Genomic DNA, 21,483 nt, shown 5'->3' with positions numbered 1-21,483 from the left:
CTGTTAATTTACCATACTGCCCGGAGTTGGTATTATTTTGAAGTCGAAGGAAAGCTGCCGCACCTGCCCCCGGTGATAGGCGGTGTGCGTGGCGTGATACAGCAGGCTTTCCAGCACCGGGCGCGGTTTTTTCAGGGCGCCCCACATGGCTTCCGAGGTGAAGCGTCCGTCCGGCGCTGCCTGAATCGCCTCCAGGGCGTCGGTGAGCACGCCCTGCACCGCCTCCAGAATCACGTCTTTCGAATCCTGCTCCCGTGCCAGCGTCGGCCCGCTGACGGCCTGTGCCCAGGGCTGATCCTCGAAGCCGAGGTAGCCGTAGGTCAGCTCCGGATCGGCGCCGAGGAGTCCCGGCTGAATCATGGCCCGCGTCCAGTCCATGACGTGCAGCGCGTGCCAGGCGGCGGTGTGGCCGGAGCGGGGCGGGGTGTTGAAGTGCTCCGCCGGGCAGCCTGAGAGCACGTCCCCGAACGCCCGAAACTCGGCGGCGAGGGCAGCCGTCACCAGCGAACGAACATCGGTCATCCTGGCCACCCCCTGCGAACCTGATCCAGCGCCAGCAGCGGCGGCCCGACCTCGCCGCGCTGTACCCAGTCGCTTACGACCCGCGTGAACAGTTCCGGCGCTTCCAGATTCCAGACGTGACGGACGCCCGGCACCCCATACACCCGGCCCTGGGGCAGTTGCCGCCCGATCTGCCGCGCCGCCGCCGTCTCGTGTTCGCCCACCAGCGCCAGGACCGGCACCTGGGCGGCAGTGGGCAGGCGTAACCCCTGCAACTCGTCGGTGATCCGCCGCGTGAAATCGGCGCTGAGGCTGCGGCGCAGGTCGCGCCCGAACACCGGCTGGACGGCGAGCGGCAACCGGAACTGCTGATACGTCAGCTTCAGCAGCCAGTCCGTCGGCAGCCAGTCGAGCAGCGGGGCGCTGAGCCTGGACAGGCCCGCCAGGAACGAACTCAGCCCCGCCGCACAGCCGCTGACAAGCGCACTGGCAAAGCGCTCCGGCGCCTTTCCCAGCAGGTGCAGCGCCACCGCCCCGCCCAGCGAGTGCCCGACGAGATGCACCGGCTGACGCACCGGCAGATTGTCCAGCAGTTGGAGGAGCCGACGTGCCGCGTTCTCCAGCGTGAACGGACCCAGCGCGGCGCTGAGGCCGTGTTCGGGCAGATCAGGCGCCAGGCAGTGAAACTCGCTCAGGTCGGCCATCTGCGGCGCCCATTGCCCACTGTTCAGGCCACCGCCATGCAGAAACAACACGGCCACTCCGCTACGCTGCCCGGACTCACGAAGGCTCAGCGCCCCGTCCATCAACCCTTCGCTGCCAGCCGAACCTGGCCTCGGTGATACGCGATGTGGCGCAGATGCAGCCCCAGCCCGATCAGCCGGGGCCGCGTGCCGCCCGGCGCGGCGGGGGAGACGAGCACCGCGTTCAGCTCCTCATCCTTCAGGCCGCGCAGGTGGGCCAACACCTCACTGCCCAAGCGCTCCAGCTCGGCCATGATCGCCTCTCGCCCGGCGCTGACGGCGACCCTCGGCGTGCCGGTGTACTGGCCCACCCAGGCGCTGTCTTCCCAGCCCAGCGCGGCGTAACTGGCACTCAGGTCCTGCAACACGAAGAAGCGCAGCCACTCGGCGACATGCGCGGCGTGCCAGGCGGCGCTGTGACCCGGCTGGGCGTGCTCGAAGTCAGATACGTTGCTCAGCGCGGCGCGGAACTGGCTCAGCTCCATCTCGTACTGATCGGCCAGAAAGCTTTGGACGTTGCTCATTTGACCAGCGCTCCGGCCAGCGACGCGAACAGGCCCTGCCCGTCCTGGCTGCCCAGCAGCGCTTCCACGGCGCGTTCCGGGTGCGGCATCATGCCCAGCACCTTGCCGTCAGCGCTGATGATCCCGGCGACGTCGCTTAGCGAGCCGTTGGGGTTGTCGAGGTAGCGGAACACGACCTGGCCCTCGCCTTCCAGCCGCGCCAGGGTTTCGGGGTCGGCGAAGTAGTTGCCCTCGCCGTGCGCGATGGGAATTTCGATGGTCTGTCCCTGAGTGTAGGCCGAGGTGAACGCCGTCGCCGCGTTCTCCACGCGCAGATGCACCGGCCTGCACATGAAATGCGGCTCGCTGTTGCGGCCCAGGGCACCCGGCAGCAGCTTCGCCTCGGTCAGCACCTGAAAGCCGTTGCAGACGCCCAGCACGTAGCCGCCGCGCTCGGCGTGCGCCTTGACCGCCGCCATGACCGGGCTGCGGGCCGCGATGGCGCCGCTGCGGAGGTGATCGCCATAAGAAAATCCGCCCGGCAGAAATACCAGATCGGTGCCGGTGGGCAAGCCAGTTTCGGTGTGCCAGACGAACTGCGAATCCGGGCTGAGCATCAACCTGGCGGCGTGCAGCGCGTCGGCGTCGCAGTTGGAGCCGGGAAACTGGATGACGGCGACGTTCATATGCTCTTCCTCACAGCTTCTCCAGCACAGCCACCGTTCGTTCGCCGCCAGCGGTGCCGGTATTCAGCGTGCCAGACGGCTCGAACAGCAGCATCCAGACTTCCCTGGTCTCGGCGATGGGCTTGTGCTCCACGCCGCGCGGCACGATCAGCAGTTCACCTTCCTGCACCAGTTTGTCGCCGCCGTGCAGGCCCATGCGGAGCGTGCCCCGGATGACCATGAACAGCTCGTCGGCGTCCTCGTGGGCGTGCCAGACGAACTCGCCGCTGATTTTCGCCAACCGGACGTCCTGCCCGTTGAGCTCACCGACCACCTTGGGCGACCAGTGCCCGGTAAAGGCGCCGAACTTCTCGGCCAGATTGACCACGCTCAGTTCTGTCATGCGCCTTCCAGCTCCCAGCGCACGTCCTCCATGACGGGGTTGCTCAGCACGTTGACGGCCATATCTTGCAAGCGTGCCTCGACTTCGCTGCGTTCGCCCTCAAGTTGGAGTTCGATGAATTTGCCGATGCGCACGCCGCTGGCCTGCTGTCCCAGATGCGAGAGCGAGCGCTCGACGGTCCGCCCCTGGGGATCGAGAATAGATGGTTTGAGCGTGACGAAGACTCTAGCGTGGTAGTTGGGCATATTGAACATCTCCTGGTGTGTAAGGTAAAGAGGCACTGAATGAATAGAAGTACTGAGTACTGAGAAAGAAACGTTGGACATGTCGTTTTGATCTTTCTCAGTGCTTTTTACTCAGTGCTCAGCACTACTCTCTTTAGCATCTCCGCATACGCATCTTCCACGCCGCCCAGGTCGCGGCGGAAGCGGTCCTTGTCCAACTTGTCGCCGGTCTCGGCGTCCCAGAAGCGGCAGGTGTCGGGGCTGATCTCGTCGGCCAGGATGATGTGGCCGTTTTCTAACTTGCCGAACTCCAGCTTGAAGTCGATCAGGCGAACGCCCCGCGCCGCGAAAAACGGCGTCAGGAAGCCGCGCACCTTCAGGGCCAGCTCGCGGATGTGACTCAACTCTTCGTAGTCAGCCCAGCCGAGGGCTACCGCCGTGTCGGTGTTTATCATCGGATCGCCCAGGGCGTCGGATTTGTAGCTGTACTCGACCACCGGCACGGCCAGCGCGGTGCCTTCGGCGACGTCCAGGCGCTTGGAAAAGCTGCCCGCCGCCACGTTGCGCACGATCACCTCGACCGGCACGATGGTCACGGCCCGCACCAGTTGCTCGGTGTCGCTGAGCTGGGCCAGAAAGTGGGTGGGAATGCCCGCCTGCTCAAGCTGCGGATAAATGGCGGACGTAATGGCGTTGTTGATGGCGCCTTTGCCCATGATCTGGGCCTTTTTGACGCCGTTGAAGGCGGTGGCGTCGTCCTTGTATTCCACGATGTACAGGTCCGGCTGCCCGGATTCGTAGACCCGTTTGGCCTTGCCCTCGTACTTCAGTGCGCCGCGTGTGGTGCTGAGCGTCATGCCGCCTCCCTTGAGTGCTGAACTGGTGATCCCCGGTGACTTCCTCTATTGCTTACTTTATTACTTAGAAACTCAGACTACTTAGGCGCCAAACTAGTTTCGGGAAACACGGACAGCGAGCGGCCCCGGCTGGGGGCGTGCTCGCTGCGTACTGGTGCTGGCCGACTCTGACCTGATGCGTTTTTTCACCTTCACGTTGCCGCTGGGTCGCCTGAGCCGCGCCCAGGTCCGGCCCTGAGCTTAACAGTTGCCCGGCGCTCTCGGTAGGGCAAGGAGGTCACCTCAAGCGCGGGCTGCCCTCAATGGGGTGCGTTGCAAGGTCGCGGTGAGAACAGGCGTTCTACACTGGGCGCATGGCTTCTACCGCACGGACCTTTACCCTGCTGGTGATCGACCTGATCGATGAGGACACCGGCCTGGCCGAAGTCGAGGACGATCAGGGCCGCACCTACGCTTTTCCCGCCGCCTGGTTGCCCGGCGCCGCTGACGGCCAGGCGTACCAGGCCCAGGCCAGCGCCCAGGGCGTCACCTTTACCGCCACCGAGGGCGGCGCGGCGGCGCTGCGCGAAAAAAGTAAACAGACCCTGCTGGACTTTTCAGACGAATTCAGGCCCGATGGGTCCAGGCCAGATGAGTCCAGGCCAGATGAGTCCAGGCCCGATGAGTCCAGGCCAGATGAGTCCAGTGGCGCTGACGGTGCCACATCTGGAGGTCGCTCATGAGGCAGATCGTCGTCATTCCCGATCTGCACGGACGCCTGGACCTGCTGCAAGCCGCCATCCGCGAATTTCCGGGTGCTCACTTTCTGTCGCTGGGCGACGCCATCGACAGAGGCCCGCGCAGCCTGGGCACCGTCGACAAGCTGCTTGAACTCCACGACGCGGGCCGCGCCACGCTGCTGATGGGCAACCACGAGCGCATGGCCCACGAGGGACTGCGCTGGTACCGGCAGTACGTCGGCACCCACGACATGGGCGATTACCGCAAGGCGATGGAGGGTTATCACTGGTGGATGCAGGCGGGCGGCGATACCGTGCGCAAGGAGGTGGCCCGCATCGCCGCCGAGCGCGGCACGACGGCGACTCTGACGCTGGAGCAGTTTCCGCCCAACCTGGCCCGCTACATCGATCTGCTGCGCAAGGTCGTCTACGTCACCGAGGACGGCGAGATTCACGACGCCCCGCCGGAAGCTGCCAGCGTGCTGGTCGCCCACGCCAGCCCCCCGGTGCGCCACCCCCAGTACCCCAACCCCGAAACGGCGGCGCTGTGGCTGCGGCCCTTCGAAGGCCCCTTCCCGATGGCGCAGGGCGTGGTCTACAGCGTTCACGGCCATACCCCGGTGCGGGTGCCGACCCGGCTGGGCCGCCATGTCTACCTCGACCTGGGCGCCTACGAAACCGGACGCCTGGCGCTGCTGCCGTTGAGCGTCCATCAGGTGGACCCGGTGACGGTGCTGTGCGGGCGCGGCGAACCCTCGCGGGCGGGCAAGTATCCGGCGGCGGGCGAGGCGCTGCCGACACAGGTCGTGATGCTCGAAGACCTGCCGCTGCCCCGCTCGGAGCGCTCGCAGCACCGCCGTTAGGCCACAAGCACCGCCGTCAGGCCGCCCCGTCAGGCAAACTCTGTTCGGTGTGCGGCTATAGCACGGCGTCGAGCCCGGATAGGCACTCCTGGGCGATGGCGCGGGCCAGCGGATCGCGGGTCGATCTGGCGTAGCTGACGCCCAGGTGCAGGTGCTCAGCCGCCTGGGCCGAGCCGAGCAGCGTCAGCGTCTGGAAGTAGGCCAGGTGAACGTGCCCCAGCAGCACGTCGCGGGTGCGTTCGGGCGGCAGCACCCGGAGCGCTCGGTGGGCCTGGCTCAGAAAGTCCAGCGCGGCATTGCTCTCACCCTCGACGGCGGCCTCGCGTCCCAGTTGCAGGGCGCGGGCGGCGGTCAGGTAGGCACTTCGCATGGCGCGAGTCTAGCGCAGCGCCGGAAGGTCGTGAGGGTGGGCTCCCATCAGCTTCGCGTAAGACTCCGGTGAGACGCCGGGGACCATGCTACCCGGACATGATCGGCGCCCTGGTGACCTCACTTTTTTGCAGCCTGGCCCTGTTCGTGGGCCTGAGCGCCTGCGCCCGCCGCCGGATACAGCACTCACCCCTGGGCGCCGCCATCTGGCTGCTCCTGGTGGTCGGCCTCCTGGGCGCGGCCTGGCTGGCTGTTGACCGCCACTGGAGCTACGCCGCCTCCGCCCTGCTGATCGGCTCCCTGGGCTATTGCTTCGGCCATTTCACCGCGCCGAGGATGAAGGCGGTAGTGGGTCGTCAGGTGGAGTGAGGGGGCTGACGCCCGGCTTGTGGCGCGTGGCTTGTGGGAAACGAGGGGAGTGGGATGTGGGTTGTAGGGAGTGGGGACGGAGGGAGGGCATGAGCGTTGCTCACTGACCCCTCACCCCGCTGCTGCGCAGCACGCGCCCAGACTCTGTTTTCCGGTGAAGTAGACCACTACCTTCCAGCTCGGTCAATTATGGGCGATTGTTGAGCACGGGCGCCCTACGTGACCTACAGGATGTGGAGAACGCGGGAAGAAAAAGCGCTATTGGGACGAACTGGAAGTACCATGCCTAGCGCAGCGTCAACTCCCTCCAAGGTTCTATTGACACATCACCTAATCAAGAGAGGTGAGGGGCGGGCAGGCGTCCTCAAGGGCGTCCGTTCTGCTCAAGACGCCGCCCCCGAACCTGTGGCCAGTTGCGCCCCACCGGGGCGGGGGCTTCTTGGCCAGAACGGACTGTCGTCGTGAACGGACTGTCCTCGTGAACGGACGCCCATGAGGACGCTACTCCTCCCCATGAGGGTGCCACTCCTCTCCTGCGGAGCTTTGCAAGTCCGCCTGGGCACGCCTGGCCGCTGGGGGGTGGGGGTGCCGACGCATTTGCACAGTGCTAAAGCCCAAAGAAGCAACCCCACCGCCACCCACCCATCCAGCCCAGCAACGTAGCGTCAACGAAAAGAAAACAGGCCGCCCAGCCAACGCTGAAGCCGCCTGCTCAATTCACAGACTTCAGCGCCGGGGCGGCCCGCGACGCTCGCCACCGTCACGCGGGGCACGCGGCTCACGCGGCGCGATCTTGCCCTCCAGCTCCGGGCGAATCAGGTCGATCTTGCCCCGGTCGTCGATGCCCATGATCTTGACGCGCAATTTGTCGCCGACGTTCAGCACGTCCTCGACGGCGTTCACGCGCTCCTCGCTCATCTGCGAGATGTGCAGCATGCCGTCCTGGCCGCTAAACAGGTTGACGAAGGCCCCAAACGGTGTGGTCTTGACCACCGTGCCCTCGAATTCCTCGCCGACGGCGGCGCTGCGGGTCAGGGCCTCGATCCTGGCCTGCACGGCTTTGGCACTCTCGCCGTCGGCGCTGAAGATGCGGACGGTGCCGTCCTCCTCGATAGTCACCTGGGCGCCCATCGCCTCCAGCTCGCGGATCTGCTTGCCGCCCGGCCCGATGACCTTGCCGATCAGTTCGGGGTTGATTTTGATGCTGATGATGCGCGGCGCGGTGGGCGAGAGCTCCGGCCTGGGCGCGGCCAGCACCTCGGCCATCTTGCCCAGGATGTGCAGCCGGGCTTCCTTGGCCTGAGCCAGCGCCTCGCGCATGATCTGGGGCGTGATGCCGATGATCTTGATGTCCATCTGCAAGGCGGTCACGCCCTGAGCCGAGCCGCAGACCTTGAAGTCCATGTCGCCCAGCGCGTCTTCCAGGCCCAGGATGTCGGTGATGATCTTGTACTGGCCGCCCTCCATCACCAGGCCCATCGCCACGCCCGCCACCGGGGCCGTGATCGGCACGCCCGCGTCCATCAGCGCCAGGCTGCCCGCGCAGACGGTAGCCATGCTGCTACTCCCGTTGGATTCCAGCACCTCGCCCACCAGCCGGATGACGTAGGGGAAGTCCTCGAAGCTGGGCAGCACGGCCCGGATGGCCCGCTTGGCCAGGTTGCCGTGCCCGATCTCGCGCCGCGACTGCCCGCCCATGCGCTTGACCTCGCCGGTCGAGTACGGCGGAAAGTTGTAGTGCAGCATGAACTTGTCGCCGGTCTCGGCACTCAGATCGTCAATTAATATCTCGTCGCGTCCGGTGCCCAGCGTCGCCACGCCCAGCACCTGCGTCTCGCCGCGCGTAAAGATGGCCGAGCCGTGGGCACGCGGCAGGGGCCGGGCCTCGATCCAGATGGGCCGGACGGTGCGGGTGTTGCGTCCGTCGGCGCGCAGGTCCTCTTCCAGAATCAGGCGGCGGAGTTCCTGCTTCTCGACTTTGTTGAAGGCGTTTTTCAGCGCCGTGATGCGGGCGGCGGCGCCCTCGGCCCCGGCGTCGGGCACGCGCAGGGCGATCAGGCCGTCGCGCAGGGCTTTGGTGCGGATGCTGCGCTCCTTTTTCATGGTGGTCAGCAGGGCGTCGCGCAGGCCCCCGGCGCGGGCGTCGATGGCCAGTTGCGGCACCATGTCCACGGTGAGGTCGGCCTCGGTGGCGAACACGAACTTCTCCTGGCCCAGCTCGGCGCGCATCTGCTCGATCAGGGCGATGATCGGCTGCATCTGAGCGTGGCCGAACTCGATGGCCCCGATCAGGGTTTCCTCGTCCACGGTTTTGGCGCCCGCCTCGACCATCAGGATGGCGTCCTTGGTTCCGGCCACCACGATGTCGAGGGTGCTGCTCGCCAACTGGGTGGTGGTCGGGTTGACGATGTACTGCCCGCCGACCATGCCGACCCGCACGCAGGCGGTGGGGCCGCCCCAGGGAATGTCGGAGATGCTCAGCGCGGCGGAAGCGCCCACCGGGCCGAGCACGTCCGCTGCGTGCTCGCCGTCGGCGGAGATCACGGTGATGATCACCTGGGTTTCCTGGCGGTAGCTCTTGGGAAACAGCGGGCGAATCTGGCGGTCGGTCAGGCGGGCGCTCAGGATGGCCTTCTCGCCGGGGCGGCCCTCGCGGCGCTGGAAGGAGCCGGGAATCTTACCCACGGCGTAGTGGCGCTCCTCGAACTCGACGGTCAGGGGCAAGAAGTCCAGCGTGCTGCGCTCGTCGCGGGCCTGGGCGGTGACCAGCAGGATGGTGTCGCCGTAGCGCACGGTCACGGAGCCGCTGACCAGTTTGGCGAGCTTGCCGGTCTCGATGCTCAGTTCCGCGCCGCCGAGCATGGTGGAAAAGGTTTTAGCGTTCATTGAGGCGATTCTAGCGTGCTGGGGGCCGGGAGAATGGATCGTTGTCCCGGCGTGTGGCGAGTGGGGACAGCAACGAGCCGCCGCCCTCAGTGCATCGGCGGCGGCTTCTGTGGTGGAGCGGCTTAATTCTTGGTGTAGATGAACTTGGTGGGGAAGCGGAGTGAGCCGCCGGAATAATTGCCGACCAGGCCGGTGACGGTGAGGGTGTACTGGCTGCCCACTACCGTCCAGTTGCCGACCAGGTTGCCGTTGAGCTGGATATTCAGGCTGGGGTTGTTGGCAGCGGTATACGCCGCGTAAGTGCCGGTACGCATGGGAGTGTCGATGATGACGCCCAGATCGTATTTGCCGTCAACGAAGCTGGCAGCGTTGTTGGTGCAGTCCACCTTCTCGGTGGCGTTCTTGCCGGGGCAGGCGATCACAACGCGGTCTTTCTGGTAGGAATCGAAACTGGGCACCGTCACCGACTGGAGCGTGTAGCTGCCGTTCGCCACAGCCGCCGCTCCGGCAGCGGGAGTGGTCGGGCCGGTGGAGACCGTACTGTCAACCGGAGTCGTGGTGGTCGTCGTCGTCGTGGTCGTTGTGCCGGTGCTGCACGCCGTCAGGGTCAGGGCGCACAGGCCGAGCAGCCCGAAGCTGGAAGCAGAAATCTTGGTCATGAATTCAGGTTAGCATTCTGGTCTGGTTGCCGTCCTGCGCCGTACCTCTCACCAACCTCACGCCGTCCCTGCTGACCGCTGGCCAATTGCTAATGTCCAGGCCCCACATCTGTTCCCACAGGCCACAAGCCACAAGCTACAAGCCACAGGCTACAAGCCGCTCGGCAAGGCCCTCACCGGTTGGCGCCAGATCACCGCGCCCAGCCCCGCCACGCCGACGAGCACCAGCACCAGCCCGGCGTTGCCGACCAGCAAAAAGGCCAGCGGCAGTGCGGTGGCGATCAAGACCGGCGGCCAGAAGCCCGTGCCCAGCGCCCGTAGAGCCAGCGCCGCGCCCACCAGGCTGCCCAGCACGCCCGCGACGGCCAGCGGCAGGTAGTTCATCAGCACGCCGCCGAGGGTCAGGCCCGCCAGTACCGACAGCAGCGCCAGCACCACCTGAACCGGAGTGAGTACCAGCCCGCGCAGCCGCGCCCAGACGAGCCCGAAGGCGGCGGCCAGCAGCAGCGCGAACGGCGCGAAGCCGTAGAGCTTGTTGAGCGTCTCGCGCAGGCTGGCGCTGGAGAAGGTCATCGACACGTCCTGGGCGGTAATGACGTCCTTGAGGTTCCAGGCCAGGGTCGTGCTGCCCAGGCTGCGGGCCGTCTTGGTGGGCGGCAGGCTGTAACGGGCGAACTTGGCGACCTCGTTGGTCTTGACGGTCAGCTCGAAATCGCGGATCGGCTCGCGGCGCCCGGCCAGCAGGTACTTCCAGCCGCGTGCGCCCTGGTGGGCGTAGGTCACGCGCACGTTGACTTTCTGCCTGGGCGCCAGGTTGGCCGACCACTGCGAGCCGTTGCTCAGATCGGCAGCCGTCAGTTCCTGGCCGTCCACGACCACCTTGAAGCCCGACAGGGTGCCGCTGCCTTCGGGCAAGGGAAACTGAAAGCGGGCGGTGGCTGCGGTGTCCAGCGGATTGGTAAAGCTGTACTCGGCGCTGAAGGTCGCGTTGTAGTAGGTGCGTTTGGCCCCACGTCCAGGTGTCACGAAGTCGAGGCCCACGTTCACCCGCGAGGTGTCGAGCTTGATGGGCGCCTCGGTGGTCATGGTGGACTGGCGAGTGAAGACCAGATTCCGCCCCCTGCGCTTGAATTGATCGATGACGTATTTGAGGTTGTTGCTGTCGGAGTCGGTCAGGTAGGGAGACAGCACCTGGATGCCCTGCTCGCCTACCTTTTTGAGCAAAGCAGGCGGCACGATCAGGGTCCGCACGAACTTGGATTCGGTCAGGTAGCTGATGGTGGGCGAGCGCTGCACGGTGGGCGAGGCGTCAGGGTCGGCGCCGCGACCCGAACGCGAGTTTTCGGCGGCGCCGGTGCGGCTGCTCACCAGGCTTCTCACCACACCCAGCGCCGCGAAGGTAAAGGCGAACACCAGCAGCGCCGCCGCCCAGGCCGCCACCGGCAGCGCCGCCCCGCCCAGCCAGCCCCTGGTGGCCTGGTAGCGCTCTGGGCTGCGCTGGCGCACGGTCAGCAGCCACAGCCCACCCAGCAGCGCGGCGATGAGCACCGTCCACAGCAGGCCGGACCAGCCGGAAAGTAGGGACCAGAAGGCATCGAGCGCGACCTGAACCATGGGTGCTCCTTGGGGTGAAACCGGGATGGACGACGTTGACTGTGAACTGAGACGCTGTGAACTGAGACAGACTTGAGGACTGATGAGATGATAGGGGGCGTAGATGAGTATGTAACTCAAAATGTGTAAGAACATTATCATGTGTAAGTTACTCATACGAGTACAGATGACCGATCCACCTTGCTAGACTCGCCGCATGACCGACGCCTCCGCCAGCGCCTTCGAGCAGGCCAGAACCGATTCTCAGTCGTTGCCCGTCAAACCAGATAACCTGACGCTGCTGAGGCTCTATGCCCTCTACAAACAGGGCAGCCTGGGCGACGTACAGGGCGAGCGCCCCGGCGGCTTCGATTTTGTCGGCGGCGCCAAATACGACGCCTGGGCCGAACTCAGGGGCACCTCGCAGCAGCAGGCGCAGAGCGACTACGTGGCGCTGGTGGGGGAGTTGAAGGGGAGCTAGGGAGTGGGCAGTGGGAACGGGGAAGGTCTTGCCTCCCATTTTTGCTTTCTCCACACAGTTTTGTCCTCGCTGCAAGCTCGCTGCCGCCACCATCCAACTCCAGCACGGCAGGCACCGGGCCATGATCGAGGCCCACAGGCCACACGCCACAGGCCCGCCGAAGGCGCTATCCTTCCCAGACTGTGAGCGGACGCCCCGAAGGTCAGCCGAGCAGCGCCCAGGATTCCGATCCGGGCGCCTTTCGCAGCCGGATGCGCGAGCTGGCCCGCCAGTACGCGGCTGGCCTGCCCGCCCTGGACACCCATAGCCTGATGGAAGGCGAGCTGCTCCAGTCGGGCGGTGTGCGTCTGGAGTTCATGCCGATGGGCGAGCGCGACGGCGCCTACGACCCCGAAAACAGGGTCATCCTGATCAACTCCCAGGCGCGGCCTGAGCGGCAACGCTTCACGCTGGCGCACGAGATCAGCCACGCCCTGCTGCTCAGCGACGACGACCTGCTCAGCGACCTGCACGACGGCTACGAGGGCGAGCGGCTGGAGAACATGATCGAGACGCTGTGCAATGTGGGCGCCTCGGCCATCCTGATTCCCGACGCGCTGATGGTCGAACTTCTGGAGCGCTTCGGGGCCACCGGACGGGGCATCGCCGAACTGGTGCGCCGGGCCGATGTCAGCGGCAGCGCGGCGCTGTACGCTCTGGCCGAGGCGGCGACGGGCCAGGTGCTGCTGGCGGTGTGTGCCCCCGTCGGGCGCGGCGAGGGCCGGGTGCTGAGCGTGCGGGCCAGCGCGGCGACGGCGGGCGTCAAATATTCGCTGCGCCCCGGCACGCCGATTCCGGACGAGCATCCTGTTCAAATTGCCTCGGAAACGGGATTGGAGATCAGCGGCAAGAGTTACGTGCCGTTTCGTTCCGGGCGCAAGTTACCGGCCATCGTCAACGTCTACCCCGACGGCAACGGGCGCCGGGTCTTCGCCAGCTTCGACCTGGAGCCGGACAAGCCGGGGCCGGACAAGCCGGGGCCGGATAAGCCAGGGCCAGACAAGCCAGAGACTGCGGCGGGAGATTCAGCGTCCAGCCCGGATTCAGTTCAGATGTGAGTGACCCACACTTGACCAATCCGGCCTTCTGGACCCTCCGGCGCGGCCCGCTGCCAGAACTGCTGCCCGGTCAGCAACCTGACGACGAGGACCACGCCCGGATCATCCACAGCTACGCCTTTCGCCGCCTCCAGGGCAAGACGCAGGTGCTGGGCATCGGCGAGGCGTTCAGCGACGTGTACCGGACCCGCCTGACCCACAGCCTGGAAGTCGCCGAACTGGGCCGCGCCCTGCTGGCCGGACTCGAAGTGCGCTCGGAGGGCCAGCCCTGGGCGGCGCTTGTGCCGGGCCGGACGCTGATGGCCAACATCTGTCTGGCGCATGACCTGGGGCATCCGCCGTTCGGTCACGCGGGTGAGCGTGCGCTCGACGCGGCCATGCGGGCGAGCGGCCCCGTCGGCTTCGAGGCCAACGGGCAGACGTTGCGGCTGCTGACTCATCTGGAAAGCGGCCCGGAGCCTGCTCACGGCCTGAACCTGACCCGCCGGGCGCTGCTGGGGGTGCTGAAGTACCCGGTGGCGTACTCGCTGGCGGCACTGGTCTCCGATCACCGTCCGCCCAAGTGCTACCTCGATACCGAGGCCGGGGTGGTGGACTGGCTCCTGGCGCCGCTCTCCGAGGCTGACCGGGCACGCTTCACCGCGCCGGGCGGGGGCCACCGCAGTTTCGACTCGCGCCTGATGGAGCTGGCCGACGACGCCGCCTACGCCGTCTACGACTTCGAGGACAGCGTGAATCTGGAACTGGTCACGCGGGGCGACTGGAATGAGCTGGCCGCCGGGACGCCCGAACTCGAAATGGTGCCGGAGCTGAACGCCTGGGCCGGGCTGGTGTTCAATGCTGACGAATCGGCTCGCAAACGCGGCGTGGTGGCCCTGTCCGGCGCCCTGGTGGGCGGGGTGGAGGTGACGCGCCAGGCCGTGTTCGCCGAGCCGCTGCTCGATCTGCGGGCCGACTTCACGCCCGCCGCCGCCGCCCTGCAACGCTTTCTGACGGCGCTGGTGTGGCAACGCGTCATCGACACGCCGCAGGTCCGCGAGCCCGAACGCCTTGCCAGCGCCCAGCTCCGGGCGCTGTTCGGGGCTGCCCAGGCCGAGCCGCTCCGCTGGCTGGGGGCACAGTCGCGCCGCCGCTATGCCGAAGCGAGCAAGCGGGCCGAGGCGGGCGACCAGGCCGGGCGCGACCGGGTGATCTGCGACTACCTGGCCGGAATGACCGATAGTTACGCCCTAAAACAGTCACGGCGATTGGCAGAGGGGGATAGAGTGTAGGTTTCGACCTTGAAGAGTGTTTTTTAGATAGCGGTGTTGGTAACATTAAAACAGCCGATCACTCGTAAAGAAGTTCGTCATCCTGAGCGAAGCGAAGGATCTCGCCGTTAACCTACGAGAAGGACCGTTTCTCTATCAGACTGACTCGAAGGAGCCTCGAAGACGATCAGGACATGGCGTCGAACAAGCTGTTTGCACCGACGCTTCATCACGCTCAGTATGTCCTGGCTGACGTCCCTGGCTTCCGCTTCTTGGGCACAGCGGACTGTCCTCGTGAACGGACGCCCATGAGAACGCCACTCGTCCCCATGAGGACGCCACTCCTCTCCTGCGGAGCTTTGCAAGTCCGCCTGGGCACGCCTGCCCGCTCCGCTCGGCAGAGCTAAAGCTTGGCAAGGAGATACCTAGCCCAGAGCTGGTTCAGGGCTGTGCCGACTCCAGGGCTGAGGGGTTTCAGGGCTGAGGGGTGTTGCGCCCCGACCCGCCCCGTACGGATGGGCCACGCCCGGCCTGACCGCGCTTAGCCGGACCGCGCCCCGGCTCACTCCCCAGGGCCACCGCCGCCGCGCAGGCCAGCAGCAGCAGCGGGTACTGGTAGGCGCTGAGCGTGAAACTCCGGCTGGCCTGCACCAGCGGCGTCACGCTCTGGGCGACGGCCAGCAGTCCCAGCACCGCCGCCAGGGGCCGGGTCGCCACGCCCGCCATCATCAGGGCGCCGCCCAGCAACTCGGCCACCGCCAGCACCGGCGCCAGCACGCCCGGCAGCGGCAACCCCAGCGCGGCGAGTTCGGCGGCCACCCCCTGTAGACCAACACCGTGCAGGCCGCTGAGCGCAAACTTCTGGTAGCCCGACAGCAGCAGCAGGGCGCCCAGCACCAGGCGCAGCAGCGTCAGCGCGAGCTGCGGCGAGGGTTTCACGGTTGGGGTTTCACAACTGGATTGGCGTGGTGCTCAGCTCTATCAGCCTCCCGGTCAGGCAGATGCAGGCGTGGTCAGTGCAGGCTTAGTCAATCCAGGCGTGGTCAGTGCAGAACAAATGGATGGCGACTCACCTTTACCAGACCTCAAGCTGATGAGTGGAGCGTGAGTCACCAAATCGGGTCGGCTGGCCGGGCGTCCCTGACCGACTCCTCACACCGGGCCTTTAGCATGCAGCCATGCCTCGCCGCTCCCTGCTTTCGCTCGCCCTCATGGCCTGCACCGGCTCCTCGTTGGCTGGTCCCTCGCTGGCAAGCCCCTGTGAGAACAACGTCAAACCGATGCAGCCGGGCTGGACCTGGACCTACCGCGACACCGACAAAAACGGCCCGGTGCTCTACGAGATGCACCGCACGCTGGACAAGGCGGGCTACACAGACACCTACACCACGCCCGGTAAGCCGCCAGCGCCGCAGAGCTACCGCTGCGAGGGCGGCGCCCACATCAATATCACCGCGCCCAGTGTCGCTGGCGCACAGATCACCAGGCTGACGGTGCAGGGCGTGAGCTACCCGGCCCTGCCGAGCTGGAGACCGGGCTTCGCCTGGACCTACATCATGAATCTGGAAGGCAAAAAGTCCGGCCTGGGCGCCGGGGCGGTCATGACCCTGAAGTACCGCATCCTGAGCCGCGAGAAGGTCAGCGTGCCCGCCGGAACCTTCGACGCCTGGAAAGTCGCCCTCGACGGCGACGTGGACGCCCACGTCTCGATTGTGCCGATTCGCCGTAAATTCACCGAGACCCAGTGGATCGCCCAGGACGTCGGCCTGATCAAAATTCAGCGCGAGGCCAGCGTCTCAGAGCTGTCGGCACTCAAGAAGTAAGATGCGGCGGTATTCCTTCCAGACCGTCATTCCTTCCAGACCGTCTGTCCGCACACTCATCAGAAGGTGAGGCTGGTTTCACTTCGCGCCGGTAATGTGGTGCCATGACTTCATTCAGCACGGCGGTTGTTGCCTCGGTCCTCGCATCGATCCTGACCCTGGGTGGCTCGGCGCTGGGCGCTGTGGCCCCGGCGGCGCCCGGCTGTGAGAACGCCCTGAATCCTGCCGAGAACTGGACCTGGCAGTACCAGAAGCTGCCCACCCAGCAGGCGGTTACTCAGAAGGCGCCCGATCCGAAGGCGCCCGGCAGCTACGATCTGCGGCGGGTGGTGGCGCAGAGCGGCTTCAGCGACGAGTACCGAACTGGGGGCAAAGTCGTGTTCGCCCAGCAGTACCGCTGCCAGAACGGCGCCCACAGCAACGTGTCCAAGCTGGACTTCGGCGCGGGCGTCACCATCACCCGCATCGTCTCCAGCGGCCAGACCACCCCGCCGCCCGCCGCCTGGAAGGTGGGTCACACCTGGTCGCAGGTGTTCGACCTGGAGGGCCGCAAGGGGCTACTGAGTGGCACGGGCCGCATCGCCTCGAACTACAGAGTGCTGGGCCGCGAGCAGGTCACGGTGCCTGCCGGAACCTTCGGCGCCTGGAAAGTGGCGATTGAAACGACCTTTCAGGGCAAGCTCGGCCCCATTCAGGTGATGAACAGCAAACGTCTGAGCACCTCCTGGTACGCCGAGGGCACCGGCCTCATCAGAACCGAGGAGCAGGACGGCGTGACCGAGTTGCAGGCGATCAGGAAGTAGGAAGTAGGGAGTGGGAAGTAGGGAGTGGGGAGTGGGGACAGATGGGATGCGGGATGTGGTGCGCAGTGCGCGGGAAGAGAGGAAGGGCATGAGCGTTGCTCACTTGGCCTCACCCTTCCGCCGCTTCGCGGCTCCCTCCCTCTCCCAGAGGTAGAGGGGTCGACAACGTGCGCTCAGACGCTGTTTTTCGCTGAAGTCGATCAAAATATTCCAGCGAGGTCAGTTATGTGCAGGTGCGGAGCACAGGCGCCCTACGCCAGCGGCCACGATGTGGAGAATGCGGGGAGACAAAGTGCGTGTGGGACGAACTGGATGTACCATGCCTGGCGCAGCGCCGACGCCCTCCAAGGTGCTATTGACACGCTGCCTCATCAAGAGAGGTGAGGGGCCTTATCAGGCAGAACGGACTGTCGTCGTGAACGGAGCGGCCAGCGGGCAGGCGTCCCCAGGGGGAGGAGTGGCGTGCCCAGGCGCATTGGCAACGAGCTGAGGCCCAATAACGCCGCGTACCCGCCCAGCGCCAGTCCAGCCGCCTGCTATTTCTACAGGACACAAGCCACAAGCCACAAGCCCCCATAGACGATACACATGGCGTTCTCAATCGGGGTGTTAACTTGACGGATATGACTGCGCCAGATAACCGCCCCAGCGTGCCGACCCGCGTGCTCAAGCCGGGTCAGAATTTCCCTGAATTTGACCTGCCAGACGGCCAGGGCGTGCGCCACAGCCTCGCACAGACGGCGGGCGGGTATCTGGTGCTGTACGTCTATCCCAAGGACAGCACGCCCGGCTGCACCAGGGAAGCCTGCGATTTCCGCGACAACCAGGCGCTGCGCTCGCACGGGGCCGTCATCATGGGCGTGAGCATGGACGACGCCGCCAGCCACCAGGCGTTTGCCGCCGAGCACAGCCTGCCGTTCCCGCTGCTCTCCGACCCCAGCGCCGAATTCCTGCGTCGCATCGGCGCGTATGGCCCCAGGAACGTGTTCGGCAAGGTGGGCGAGGGAATCAGGCGCAGCACCTTCCTGGTGGGGCCGGGCGGCGAACTGGTCCGCGCCTGGTACGACGTCAAGGTCGAGGGGCACGTGGGCGAGGTGGTCGCCGCCATCGAGGCCGACGAGACCGGCGCAGCCCAGGCGGGCGTGCGGGGCTGAGTTGAGCAGCGACCCTGCCACGCTCAGGCTCGAAGCCCTCAAACGAGAGGCTGCCGTGCGGGCGGTGGCGCTGGTCCGCAGCGGGATGCACCTGGGTCTGGGCACCGGCAGCACCTCGCGCCACGCCATTCTGGAACTGGGCCGCAAGGTAGCGGCAGGCGAGCTGGCGGGGCTGACCTGCGTGGCCACCTCGCAGGCCAGTGGCGTCCTGGCACGCTCGCTGGGGCTGGACGTGGGGCCACTCACGCCCCAGCCCTTTGACCTGGCCATCGACGGCGCCGACGAGATCAGTCCGCAGCTCGATCTGATCAAGGGGCTGGGCGGCGCCCTGGTGCGCGAAAAACTGGTGGAAGTCCAGGCCAGGCGGCTGGTTATTATTGCCGACCACACCAAGCTGGTGAGCCGTCTGGGCGAGAAAGCCCCGCTGCCCATCGAGGTGCTGAGCTTCGGCGTAGACAGCAGCCTGGAGCGGTTGCGCCGCCTGGGCGCCGTGGGCGAACTGCGCCGCGCCGGAGGCGAGTTCTACGTCACCGACAACGGCAATCTGATCTTCGACGCCCGCTTCGGCGCCGCCGACCTGCTGGGCCTGGAGCGCACGCTCAAGGGCACGCTGGGCGTGGTCGAAACCGGGCTGTTTCTCGGCATGGCCGAGCGGGCCTTCGTGGCCGCGCCAGACGGTGTGCGCGAGCTGGTGCGGCCTGAATGAATCCGGCGGGGTCTTGAGAAAGTCTCCATGCCCGGCACATTGTCGCTCCGCAGACCGCACAATAAGGCTATGGATTTTCAGACCCAGATCGACCAGGCCGGATTCCCCGCTGACGTTCGGGTCAGCACCTACGAGGAAGTCGAGGGCCGCATCTTCCGCATCATGCGCCGCGTTCCGGAAGGCAAGCAGGGTCTGGAAATACTGCTGAGCGACGACGCCGTGGAGATGTACGGCGAAGGCCCCATGGTCGTTACCGTGCTCAAGCAACTTCTGGAGCGGGCCGAGCAGGGATTGCCGATGGTCGAAGCTGGACAGGAATACCCCCGGCAGACATTTGTAGCGGACTGAGCCAGAAGACAACCACGCCCTTCCAGTGCCAGCCGAAGCTTGATTTTGGTCCGCGCTGGGAGGGCATTTTGTCTGATACGGAATTGAAAAGACTCCCGAACATGAAGCGTTGGGGCTGCCCGGTGGCCCCCTCTCCCGCAGGGGCGAGGGGTCAATCGCGTATACACCGAAGTCAAGTTAATCCCGTCTGATGTGGCAATCCCCCAGGGCAATAACCCCCCCACCTGCTACGCGGGAGCCGCCCTTGAGGCTCAGTGCTGCACATATCTCTCTCATCAACTGAGCGACACCGATGAACACAGCGTTGTTGGCTCCTCTCCCCCTGCGGGAGAGGCTGGGAGAGGGGTAGCGCAAACGCTCTCCCAGCGCGGTTCAAGGAAAAAGACATCCGGCGAAAGTCGGCGTAGCAACGAAGAGGAGAAACTTGCATGCGTCACCCAGCCCCCTTGAGGGGAGGTGGCCGCGCAGCGGACGGACTCGCAGAGCTGCGAAGCAGAGGGGTGATACCGAGCGCCCCCAAAATCTCGAATGCCAATCATCTGTCCACTTCCCCATCCCACAACGCTCAGTAAACTTGACATGACCGCACTCAAGTTTCACAATAGAGTTACTTGAGGAGGTCTTCCCTTGAACCCTGACCGTTTTACCGAATCCGCGTTCCAGGCGCTTGCCGACGCCCAGCAACTGGCCCAGGCGTCCGGCCACCAGGCGTTGAGCGTCTGGCACGTGCTCGCCGCCCTGATGGACAACGACGTGGCCAGCCGGATGCTCGGCGCTGCCGGGGGCGACCTTGCCGCACTGCAAAAACAGATCGAAACTGAACTCGCCAAATGGCCCCGCGTGCAGGGCGCCCAGGGCCAGACCTACCTCGACCCGGCGCTCTCCCGCGCCTTCAGCAAGGCTGACGAGATTGCCGCCTCGCTCGGCGACAGCTTCGTGGCGCCCGACGCCCTGCTGATCGCGCTTCGCAGTGAAATCAGGGGCCAGATTCTGGATAAACACCGCTGGCCAACCGAGGCTCAACTGCAAGAGGCCGCCCAGGCTGGCCGCAAAGGAAAAACCGTGACCAATAAAACCAGCGATCAGCAGTTCGACGCGCTGAACAAATACGGCACCGACCTGACCCAGCGGGCCATGGACGGCAAATTCGACCCCGTGATCGGACGCGACGAGGAGATTCGCCGCGCCATGCAGATTCTGCTGCGGCGCACCAAGAACAACCCGGTGCTGATCGGGGAGCCGGGCGTAGGCAAAACGGCCATCGTTGAAGGCCTCGCGCAGCGCATCGTCAACGGCGAAGTGCCGGAAGGACTCAAGAACAAACGCGTGTTGTCGCTCGACTTCGCGGCAATGCTCGCGGGCGCGAAATATCGCGGCGAATTTGAAGAGCGTTTGAAAGCGGTGCTCAAAGACCTCGCCAAAGACGAAGGCCAGACTATCGTCTTCATCGACGAGTTGCACACCATGGTGGGCGCGGGCAAGGCCGAAGGCGCGATGGATGCGGGCAACATGTTGAAGCCCGCACTTGCTCGCGGCGAACTGCACTGCGTCGGCGCAACCACGCTCGACGAATATCGCAAATACATCGAAAAAGATGCTGCGCTGGAACGACGTTTTCAGAAGGTGCTGGTGGGCGAACCGTCAGTCGAGTCGACCATCGCCATCCTGCGTGGTTTGAAAGAAAAATACGAAGTGCATCATGGTGTGGACATCACCGACGCAGCGATTATTGCTGCGGCGGAATTGTCACATCGCTACATCACGGATCGCTTTTTGCCGGACAAGGCGATTGATCTCATCGACGAAGCCGCGAGCCGAATCAAGATGGAAATTGACTCCAAACCCGAGGTCATGGACAAGCTGGATCGTCGCATCATTCAATTGAAGATTGAGCGTGAAGCGGTGAAGAAAGAGAAGGACGCTGCGTCGCGCAAGCGTCTCGATTTGCTGGAAGAAGAAATCCTGAAACTTGAGCGCGAATACGCTGACTTTGATGAAATCCTGCGTGGTGAAAAGGCGGCGGTGCAAGGCACGCAAGGCGTCAAGGAACAGATCGAAAAACTCAAGCTCGACATGGACGAAGCGCGCCGTCGCGGCGACTTTGCGCGCATGTCCGAGATTCAGTACGGCAAGTTGCCGGAGTTGGAAAAGCAACTCCACGCAATGGCCCCCTCTCCCCTCGCGGGAGAGGGTGGGGGTGAGGGGGCGAGTTCCAAACAAAAGTTGCTCCGCACCCAGGTCGGTGCAGAAGAAATCGCAGAAGTCGTCTCTCGTGCAACTGGCATTCCCGTGAGCAAAATGATGACCGGTGAGCGCGACAAACTGCTGCACATTGAAGATGCATTGCACAAGCGCGTGATCGGTCAGGCCGAAGCGGTGTCGCTTGTTGCCGATGCGATTCGTCGTTCACGCGCGGGCCTCGCGGATCCGAACAAACCGTACGGCTCATTCCTGTTCCTCGGCCCAA

The 21,483-nt window shown here is 65.3% G+C and carries 24 protein-coding genes; 12 read left to right on the top strand and 12 right to left on the bottom strand.

Annotated elements, in window-relative coordinates:
- Positions 1-3: 3 nt before the first annotated feature.
- From Q0R23_RS04845 to purC, 7 genes are all read right to left on the bottom strand, one after another.
- The gene (locus Q0R23_RS04845; RefSeq protein WP_293910935.1) at positions 4-522 is read right to left on the bottom strand and encodes a DinB family protein; all 519 of its coding nucleotides are present in this window, start codon (positions 520-522) and stop codon (positions 4-6) included.
- Positions 519-1,256 (bottom strand): alpha/beta fold hydrolase, encoded by a 738-nt coding sequence (locus Q0R23_RS04840; RefSeq protein ID WP_293910933.1) that lies wholly within the window; start codon positions 1,254-1,256, stop codon positions 519-521. The genes Q0R23_RS04845 and Q0R23_RS04840 overlap by 4 nt, the downstream gene beginning before the upstream one ends.
- A 50-nt stretch (positions 1,257-1,306) precedes the next feature.
- Entirely contained in the window at positions 1,307-1,768 is a 462-nt protein-coding gene (locus Q0R23_RS04835) for a DinB family protein (RefSeq protein WP_293910931.1), read from the bottom strand.
- Complete coding sequence (gene purQ, locus Q0R23_RS04830; RefSeq protein ID WP_293910929.1) at positions 1,765-2,433, bottom strand: phosphoribosylformylglycinamidine synthase subunit PurQ; 669 nt, start codon at positions 2,431-2,433, stop codon at positions 1,765-1,767. Before purQ ends, Q0R23_RS04835 begins: the two co-directional genes overlap by 4 nt.
- A gap of 10 nt (positions 2,434-2,443) precedes the next feature.
- The gene (locus tag Q0R23_RS04825) at positions 2,444-2,815 is read right to left on the bottom strand and encodes a cupin domain-containing protein (protein WP_293910927.1); all 372 of its coding nucleotides are present in this window, start codon (positions 2,813-2,815) and stop codon (positions 2,444-2,446) included.
- A complete protein-coding gene (gene purS / locus Q0R23_RS04820; RefSeq protein ID WP_293910925.1) occupies positions 2,812-3,060 on the bottom strand; it encodes a phosphoribosylformylglycinamidine synthase subunit PurS in 249 nt (82 codons plus the stop codon). Before purS ends, Q0R23_RS04825 begins: the two co-directional genes overlap by 4 nt.
- A 107-nt stretch (positions 3,061-3,167) precedes the next feature.
- Entirely contained in the window at positions 3,168-3,896 is a 729-nt protein-coding gene (gene purC, locus Q0R23_RS04815) for a phosphoribosylaminoimidazolesuccinocarboxamide synthase (protein WP_293910923.1), read from the bottom strand.
- A gap of 353 nt (positions 3,897-4,249) precedes the next feature.
- Here purC and Q0R23_RS04810 point away from each other — a divergent pair, with 353 nt between their 5' ends.
- Both Q0R23_RS04810 and Q0R23_RS04805 read left to right on the top strand, forming a co-directional pair.
- Positions 4,250-4,618, top strand: coding sequence for a hypothetical protein (locus tag Q0R23_RS04810; protein ID WP_366520386.1), 369 nt, complete (start codon positions 4,250-4,252; stop codon positions 4,616-4,618).
- Complete coding sequence (locus Q0R23_RS04805; protein WP_293910921.1) at positions 4,615-5,478, top strand: metallophosphoesterase; 864 nt, start codon at positions 4,615-4,617, stop codon at positions 5,476-5,478. The genes Q0R23_RS04810 and Q0R23_RS04805 overlap by 4 nt, the downstream gene beginning before the upstream one ends.
- Positions 5,479-5,533: 55 nt before the next feature.
- Here Q0R23_RS04805 and Q0R23_RS04800 read toward each other — a convergent pair whose 3' ends face one another.
- Positions 5,534-5,848 carry a hypothetical protein gene (locus Q0R23_RS04800; RefSeq protein ID WP_293910919.1) on the bottom strand — a complete coding sequence of 105 codons (315 nt, stop codon included), beginning with the start codon at positions 5,846-5,848 and terminating at the stop codon, positions 5,534-5,536.
- Positions 5,849-5,946: 98 nt separating this feature from the next.
- On the opposite strand from Q0R23_RS04800, the gene Q0R23_RS04795 reads away from it, so the two are divergent.
- Positions 5,947-6,216: a hypothetical protein gene (locus tag Q0R23_RS04795; protein ID WP_293910917.1), complete on the top strand. Its 270-nt coding sequence runs from the start codon at positions 5,947-5,949 to the stop codon at positions 6,214-6,216.
- Positions 6,217-6,942: 726 nt separating this feature from the next.
- On the opposite strand, the gene pnp is transcribed toward Q0R23_RS04795, so the two are convergent.
- The 3 genes from pnp to Q0R23_RS04780 form a co-directional block, all read right to left on the bottom strand.
- The gene (gene pnp / locus Q0R23_RS04790; RefSeq protein WP_293910915.1) at positions 6,943-9,102 is read right to left on the bottom strand and encodes a polyribonucleotide nucleotidyltransferase; all 2,160 of its coding nucleotides are present in this window, start codon (positions 9,100-9,102) and stop codon (positions 6,943-6,945) included.
- A 122-nt stretch (positions 9,103-9,224) separates the two neighbouring features.
- A complete protein-coding gene (locus tag Q0R23_RS04785) occupies positions 9,225-9,761 on the bottom strand; it encodes a hypothetical protein (RefSeq protein ID WP_293910913.1) in 537 nt (178 codons plus the stop codon).
- 150 nt (positions 9,762-9,911) lie between these two features.
- Entirely contained in the window at positions 9,912-11,375 is a 1,464-nt protein-coding gene (locus Q0R23_RS04780) for a hypothetical protein (RefSeq protein ID WP_293910911.1), read from the bottom strand.
- Positions 11,376-11,571: 196 nt separating this feature from the next.
- Between Q0R23_RS04780 and Q0R23_RS04775 the strand changes: the two genes are divergently transcribed.
- From Q0R23_RS04775 to dgt, 3 genes are all read left to right on the top strand, one after another.
- Positions 11,572-11,835 (top strand): acyl-CoA-binding protein, encoded by a 264-nt coding sequence (locus Q0R23_RS04775; RefSeq protein WP_293910909.1) that lies wholly within the window; start codon positions 11,572-11,574, stop codon positions 11,833-11,835.
- Positions 11,836-12,017: 182 nt separating this feature from the next.
- The gene (locus Q0R23_RS04770) at positions 12,018-12,932 is read left to right on the top strand and encodes an ImmA/IrrE family metallo-endopeptidase (RefSeq protein WP_366520385.1); all 915 of its coding nucleotides are present in this window, start codon (positions 12,018-12,020) and stop codon (positions 12,930-12,932) included.
- On the top strand, positions 12,929-14,203 hold the full coding sequence (dgt, locus tag Q0R23_RS04765; protein ID WP_293910907.1) for a dGTP triphosphohydrolase: 1,275 nt from the start codon (positions 12,929-12,931) through the stop codon (positions 14,201-14,203). The genes Q0R23_RS04770 and dgt overlap by 4 nt, the downstream gene beginning before the upstream one ends.
- A gap of 453 nt (positions 14,204-14,656) precedes the next feature.
- Here the strand turns inward: dgt and Q0R23_RS04760 are convergent, their stop codons facing one another.
- A complete protein-coding gene (locus Q0R23_RS04760; RefSeq protein WP_293910905.1) occupies positions 14,657-15,121 on the bottom strand; it encodes a DoxX family protein in 465 nt (154 codons plus the stop codon).
- Positions 15,122-15,360: 239 nt separating this feature from the next.
- Here Q0R23_RS04760 and Q0R23_RS04755 point away from each other — a divergent pair, with 239 nt between their 5' ends.
- The 6 genes from Q0R23_RS04755 to Q0R23_RS04730 form a co-directional block, all read left to right on the top strand.
- Entirely contained in the window at positions 15,361-16,005 is a 645-nt protein-coding gene (locus tag Q0R23_RS04755; protein ID WP_293910903.1) for a hypothetical protein, read from the top strand.
- Between the two features lie 104 nt (positions 16,006-16,109).
- Complete coding sequence (locus tag Q0R23_RS04750; RefSeq protein WP_293910901.1) at positions 16,110-16,808, top strand: hypothetical protein; 699 nt, start codon at positions 16,110-16,112, stop codon at positions 16,806-16,808.
- 623 nt (positions 16,809-17,431) lie between these two features.
- Complete coding sequence (locus Q0R23_RS04745; RefSeq protein ID WP_293910899.1) at positions 17,432-17,962, top strand: peroxiredoxin; 531 nt, start codon at positions 17,432-17,434, stop codon at positions 17,960-17,962.
- Position 17,963: 1 nt separating this feature from the next.
- Positions 17,964-18,668, top strand: coding sequence for a ribose 5-phosphate isomerase A (gene rpiA, locus Q0R23_RS04740; RefSeq protein WP_293910897.1), 705 nt, complete (start codon positions 17,964-17,966; stop codon positions 18,666-18,668).
- A gap of 69 nt (positions 18,669-18,737) precedes the next feature.
- Complete coding sequence (locus tag Q0R23_RS04735) at positions 18,738-19,016, top strand: hypothetical protein (protein ID WP_293910895.1); 279 nt, start codon at positions 18,738-18,740, stop codon at positions 19,014-19,016.
- Between the two features lie 627 nt (positions 19,017-19,643).
- Positions 19,644-21,483 (top strand): Clp protease N-terminal domain-containing protein (locus Q0R23_RS04730; protein WP_293910893.1); only part of this gene is annotated, 1,840 nt, incomplete at its 3' end.

The sequence above is a fragment of the Deinococcus sp. genome (assembly GCF_025362455.1).
In the GTDB taxonomy this organism is placed as follows: Bacteria; Deinococcota; Deinococci; order Deinococcales; family Deinococcaceae; genus Deinococcus.
The sequence above is the reverse complement of the archived record's forward strand: the minus strand, read 5'-3'. Positions and strand labels throughout refer to the sequence as shown.

Coding starts and splice junctions, on each gene's coding strand:
- Q0R23_RS04845 (WP_293910935.1), bottom strand. CDS start 522: ATGACCGATGTTCGTTCGCTGGTGACGGCTGCCCTCGCCGCCGAGTTT.
- Q0R23_RS04835 (WP_293910931.1), bottom strand. CDS start 1,768: ATGAGCAACGTCCAAAGCTTTCTGGCCGATCAGTACGAGATGGAGCTG.
- purQ (WP_293910929.1), bottom strand. CDS start 2,433: ATGAACGTCGCCGTCATCCAGTTTCCCGGCTCCAACTGCGACGCCGAC.
- Q0R23_RS04825 (WP_293910927.1), bottom strand. CDS start 2,815: ATGACAGAACTGAGCGTGGTCAATCTGGCCGAGAAGTTCGGCGCCTTT.
- purS (WP_293910925.1), bottom strand. CDS start 3,060: ATGCCCAACTACCACGCTAGAGTCTTCGTCACGCTCAAACCATCTATT.
- purC (WP_293910923.1), bottom strand. CDS start 3,896: ATGACGCTCAGCACCACACGCGGCGCACTGAAGTACGAGGGCAAGGCC.
- Q0R23_RS04810 (WP_366520386.1), top strand. CDS start 4,250: ATGGCTTCTACCGCACGGACCTTTACCCTGCTGGTGATCGACCTGATC.
- Q0R23_RS04805 (WP_293910921.1), top strand. CDS start 4,615: ATGAGGCAGATCGTCGTCATTCCCGATCTGCACGGACGCCTGGACCTG.
- Q0R23_RS04800 (WP_293910919.1), bottom strand. CDS start 5,848: ATGCGAAGTGCCTACCTGACCGCCGCCCGCGCCCTGCAACTGGGACGC.
- Q0R23_RS04795 (WP_293910917.1), top strand. CDS start 5,947: ATGATCGGCGCCCTGGTGACCTCACTTTTTTGCAGCCTGGCCCTGTTC.
- pnp (WP_293910915.1), bottom strand. CDS start 9,102: ATGAACGCTAAAACCTTTTCCACCATGCTCGGCGGCGCGGAACTGAGC.
- Q0R23_RS04785 (WP_293910913.1), bottom strand. CDS start 9,761: ATGACCAAGATTTCTGCTTCCAGCTTCGGGCTGCTCGGCCTGTGCGCC.
- Q0R23_RS04780 (WP_293910911.1), bottom strand. CDS start 11,375: ATGGTTCAGGTCGCGCTCGATGCCTTCTGGTCCCTACTTTCCGGCTGG.
- Q0R23_RS04775 (WP_293910909.1), top strand. CDS start 11,572: ATGACCGACGCCTCCGCCAGCGCCTTCGAGCAGGCCAGAACCGATTCT.
- Q0R23_RS04755 (WP_293910903.1), top strand. CDS start 15,361: ATGCCTCGCCGCTCCCTGCTTTCGCTCGCCCTCATGGCCTGCACCGGC.
- Q0R23_RS04750 (WP_293910901.1), top strand. CDS start 16,110: ATGACTTCATTCAGCACGGCGGTTGTTGCCTCGGTCCTCGCATCGATC.
- Q0R23_RS04745 (WP_293910899.1), top strand. CDS start 17,432: ATGACTGCGCCAGATAACCGCCCCAGCGTGCCGACCCGCGTGCTCAAG.
- Q0R23_RS04735 (WP_293910895.1), top strand. CDS start 18,738: ATGGATTTTCAGACCCAGATCGACCAGGCCGGATTCCCCGCTGACGTT.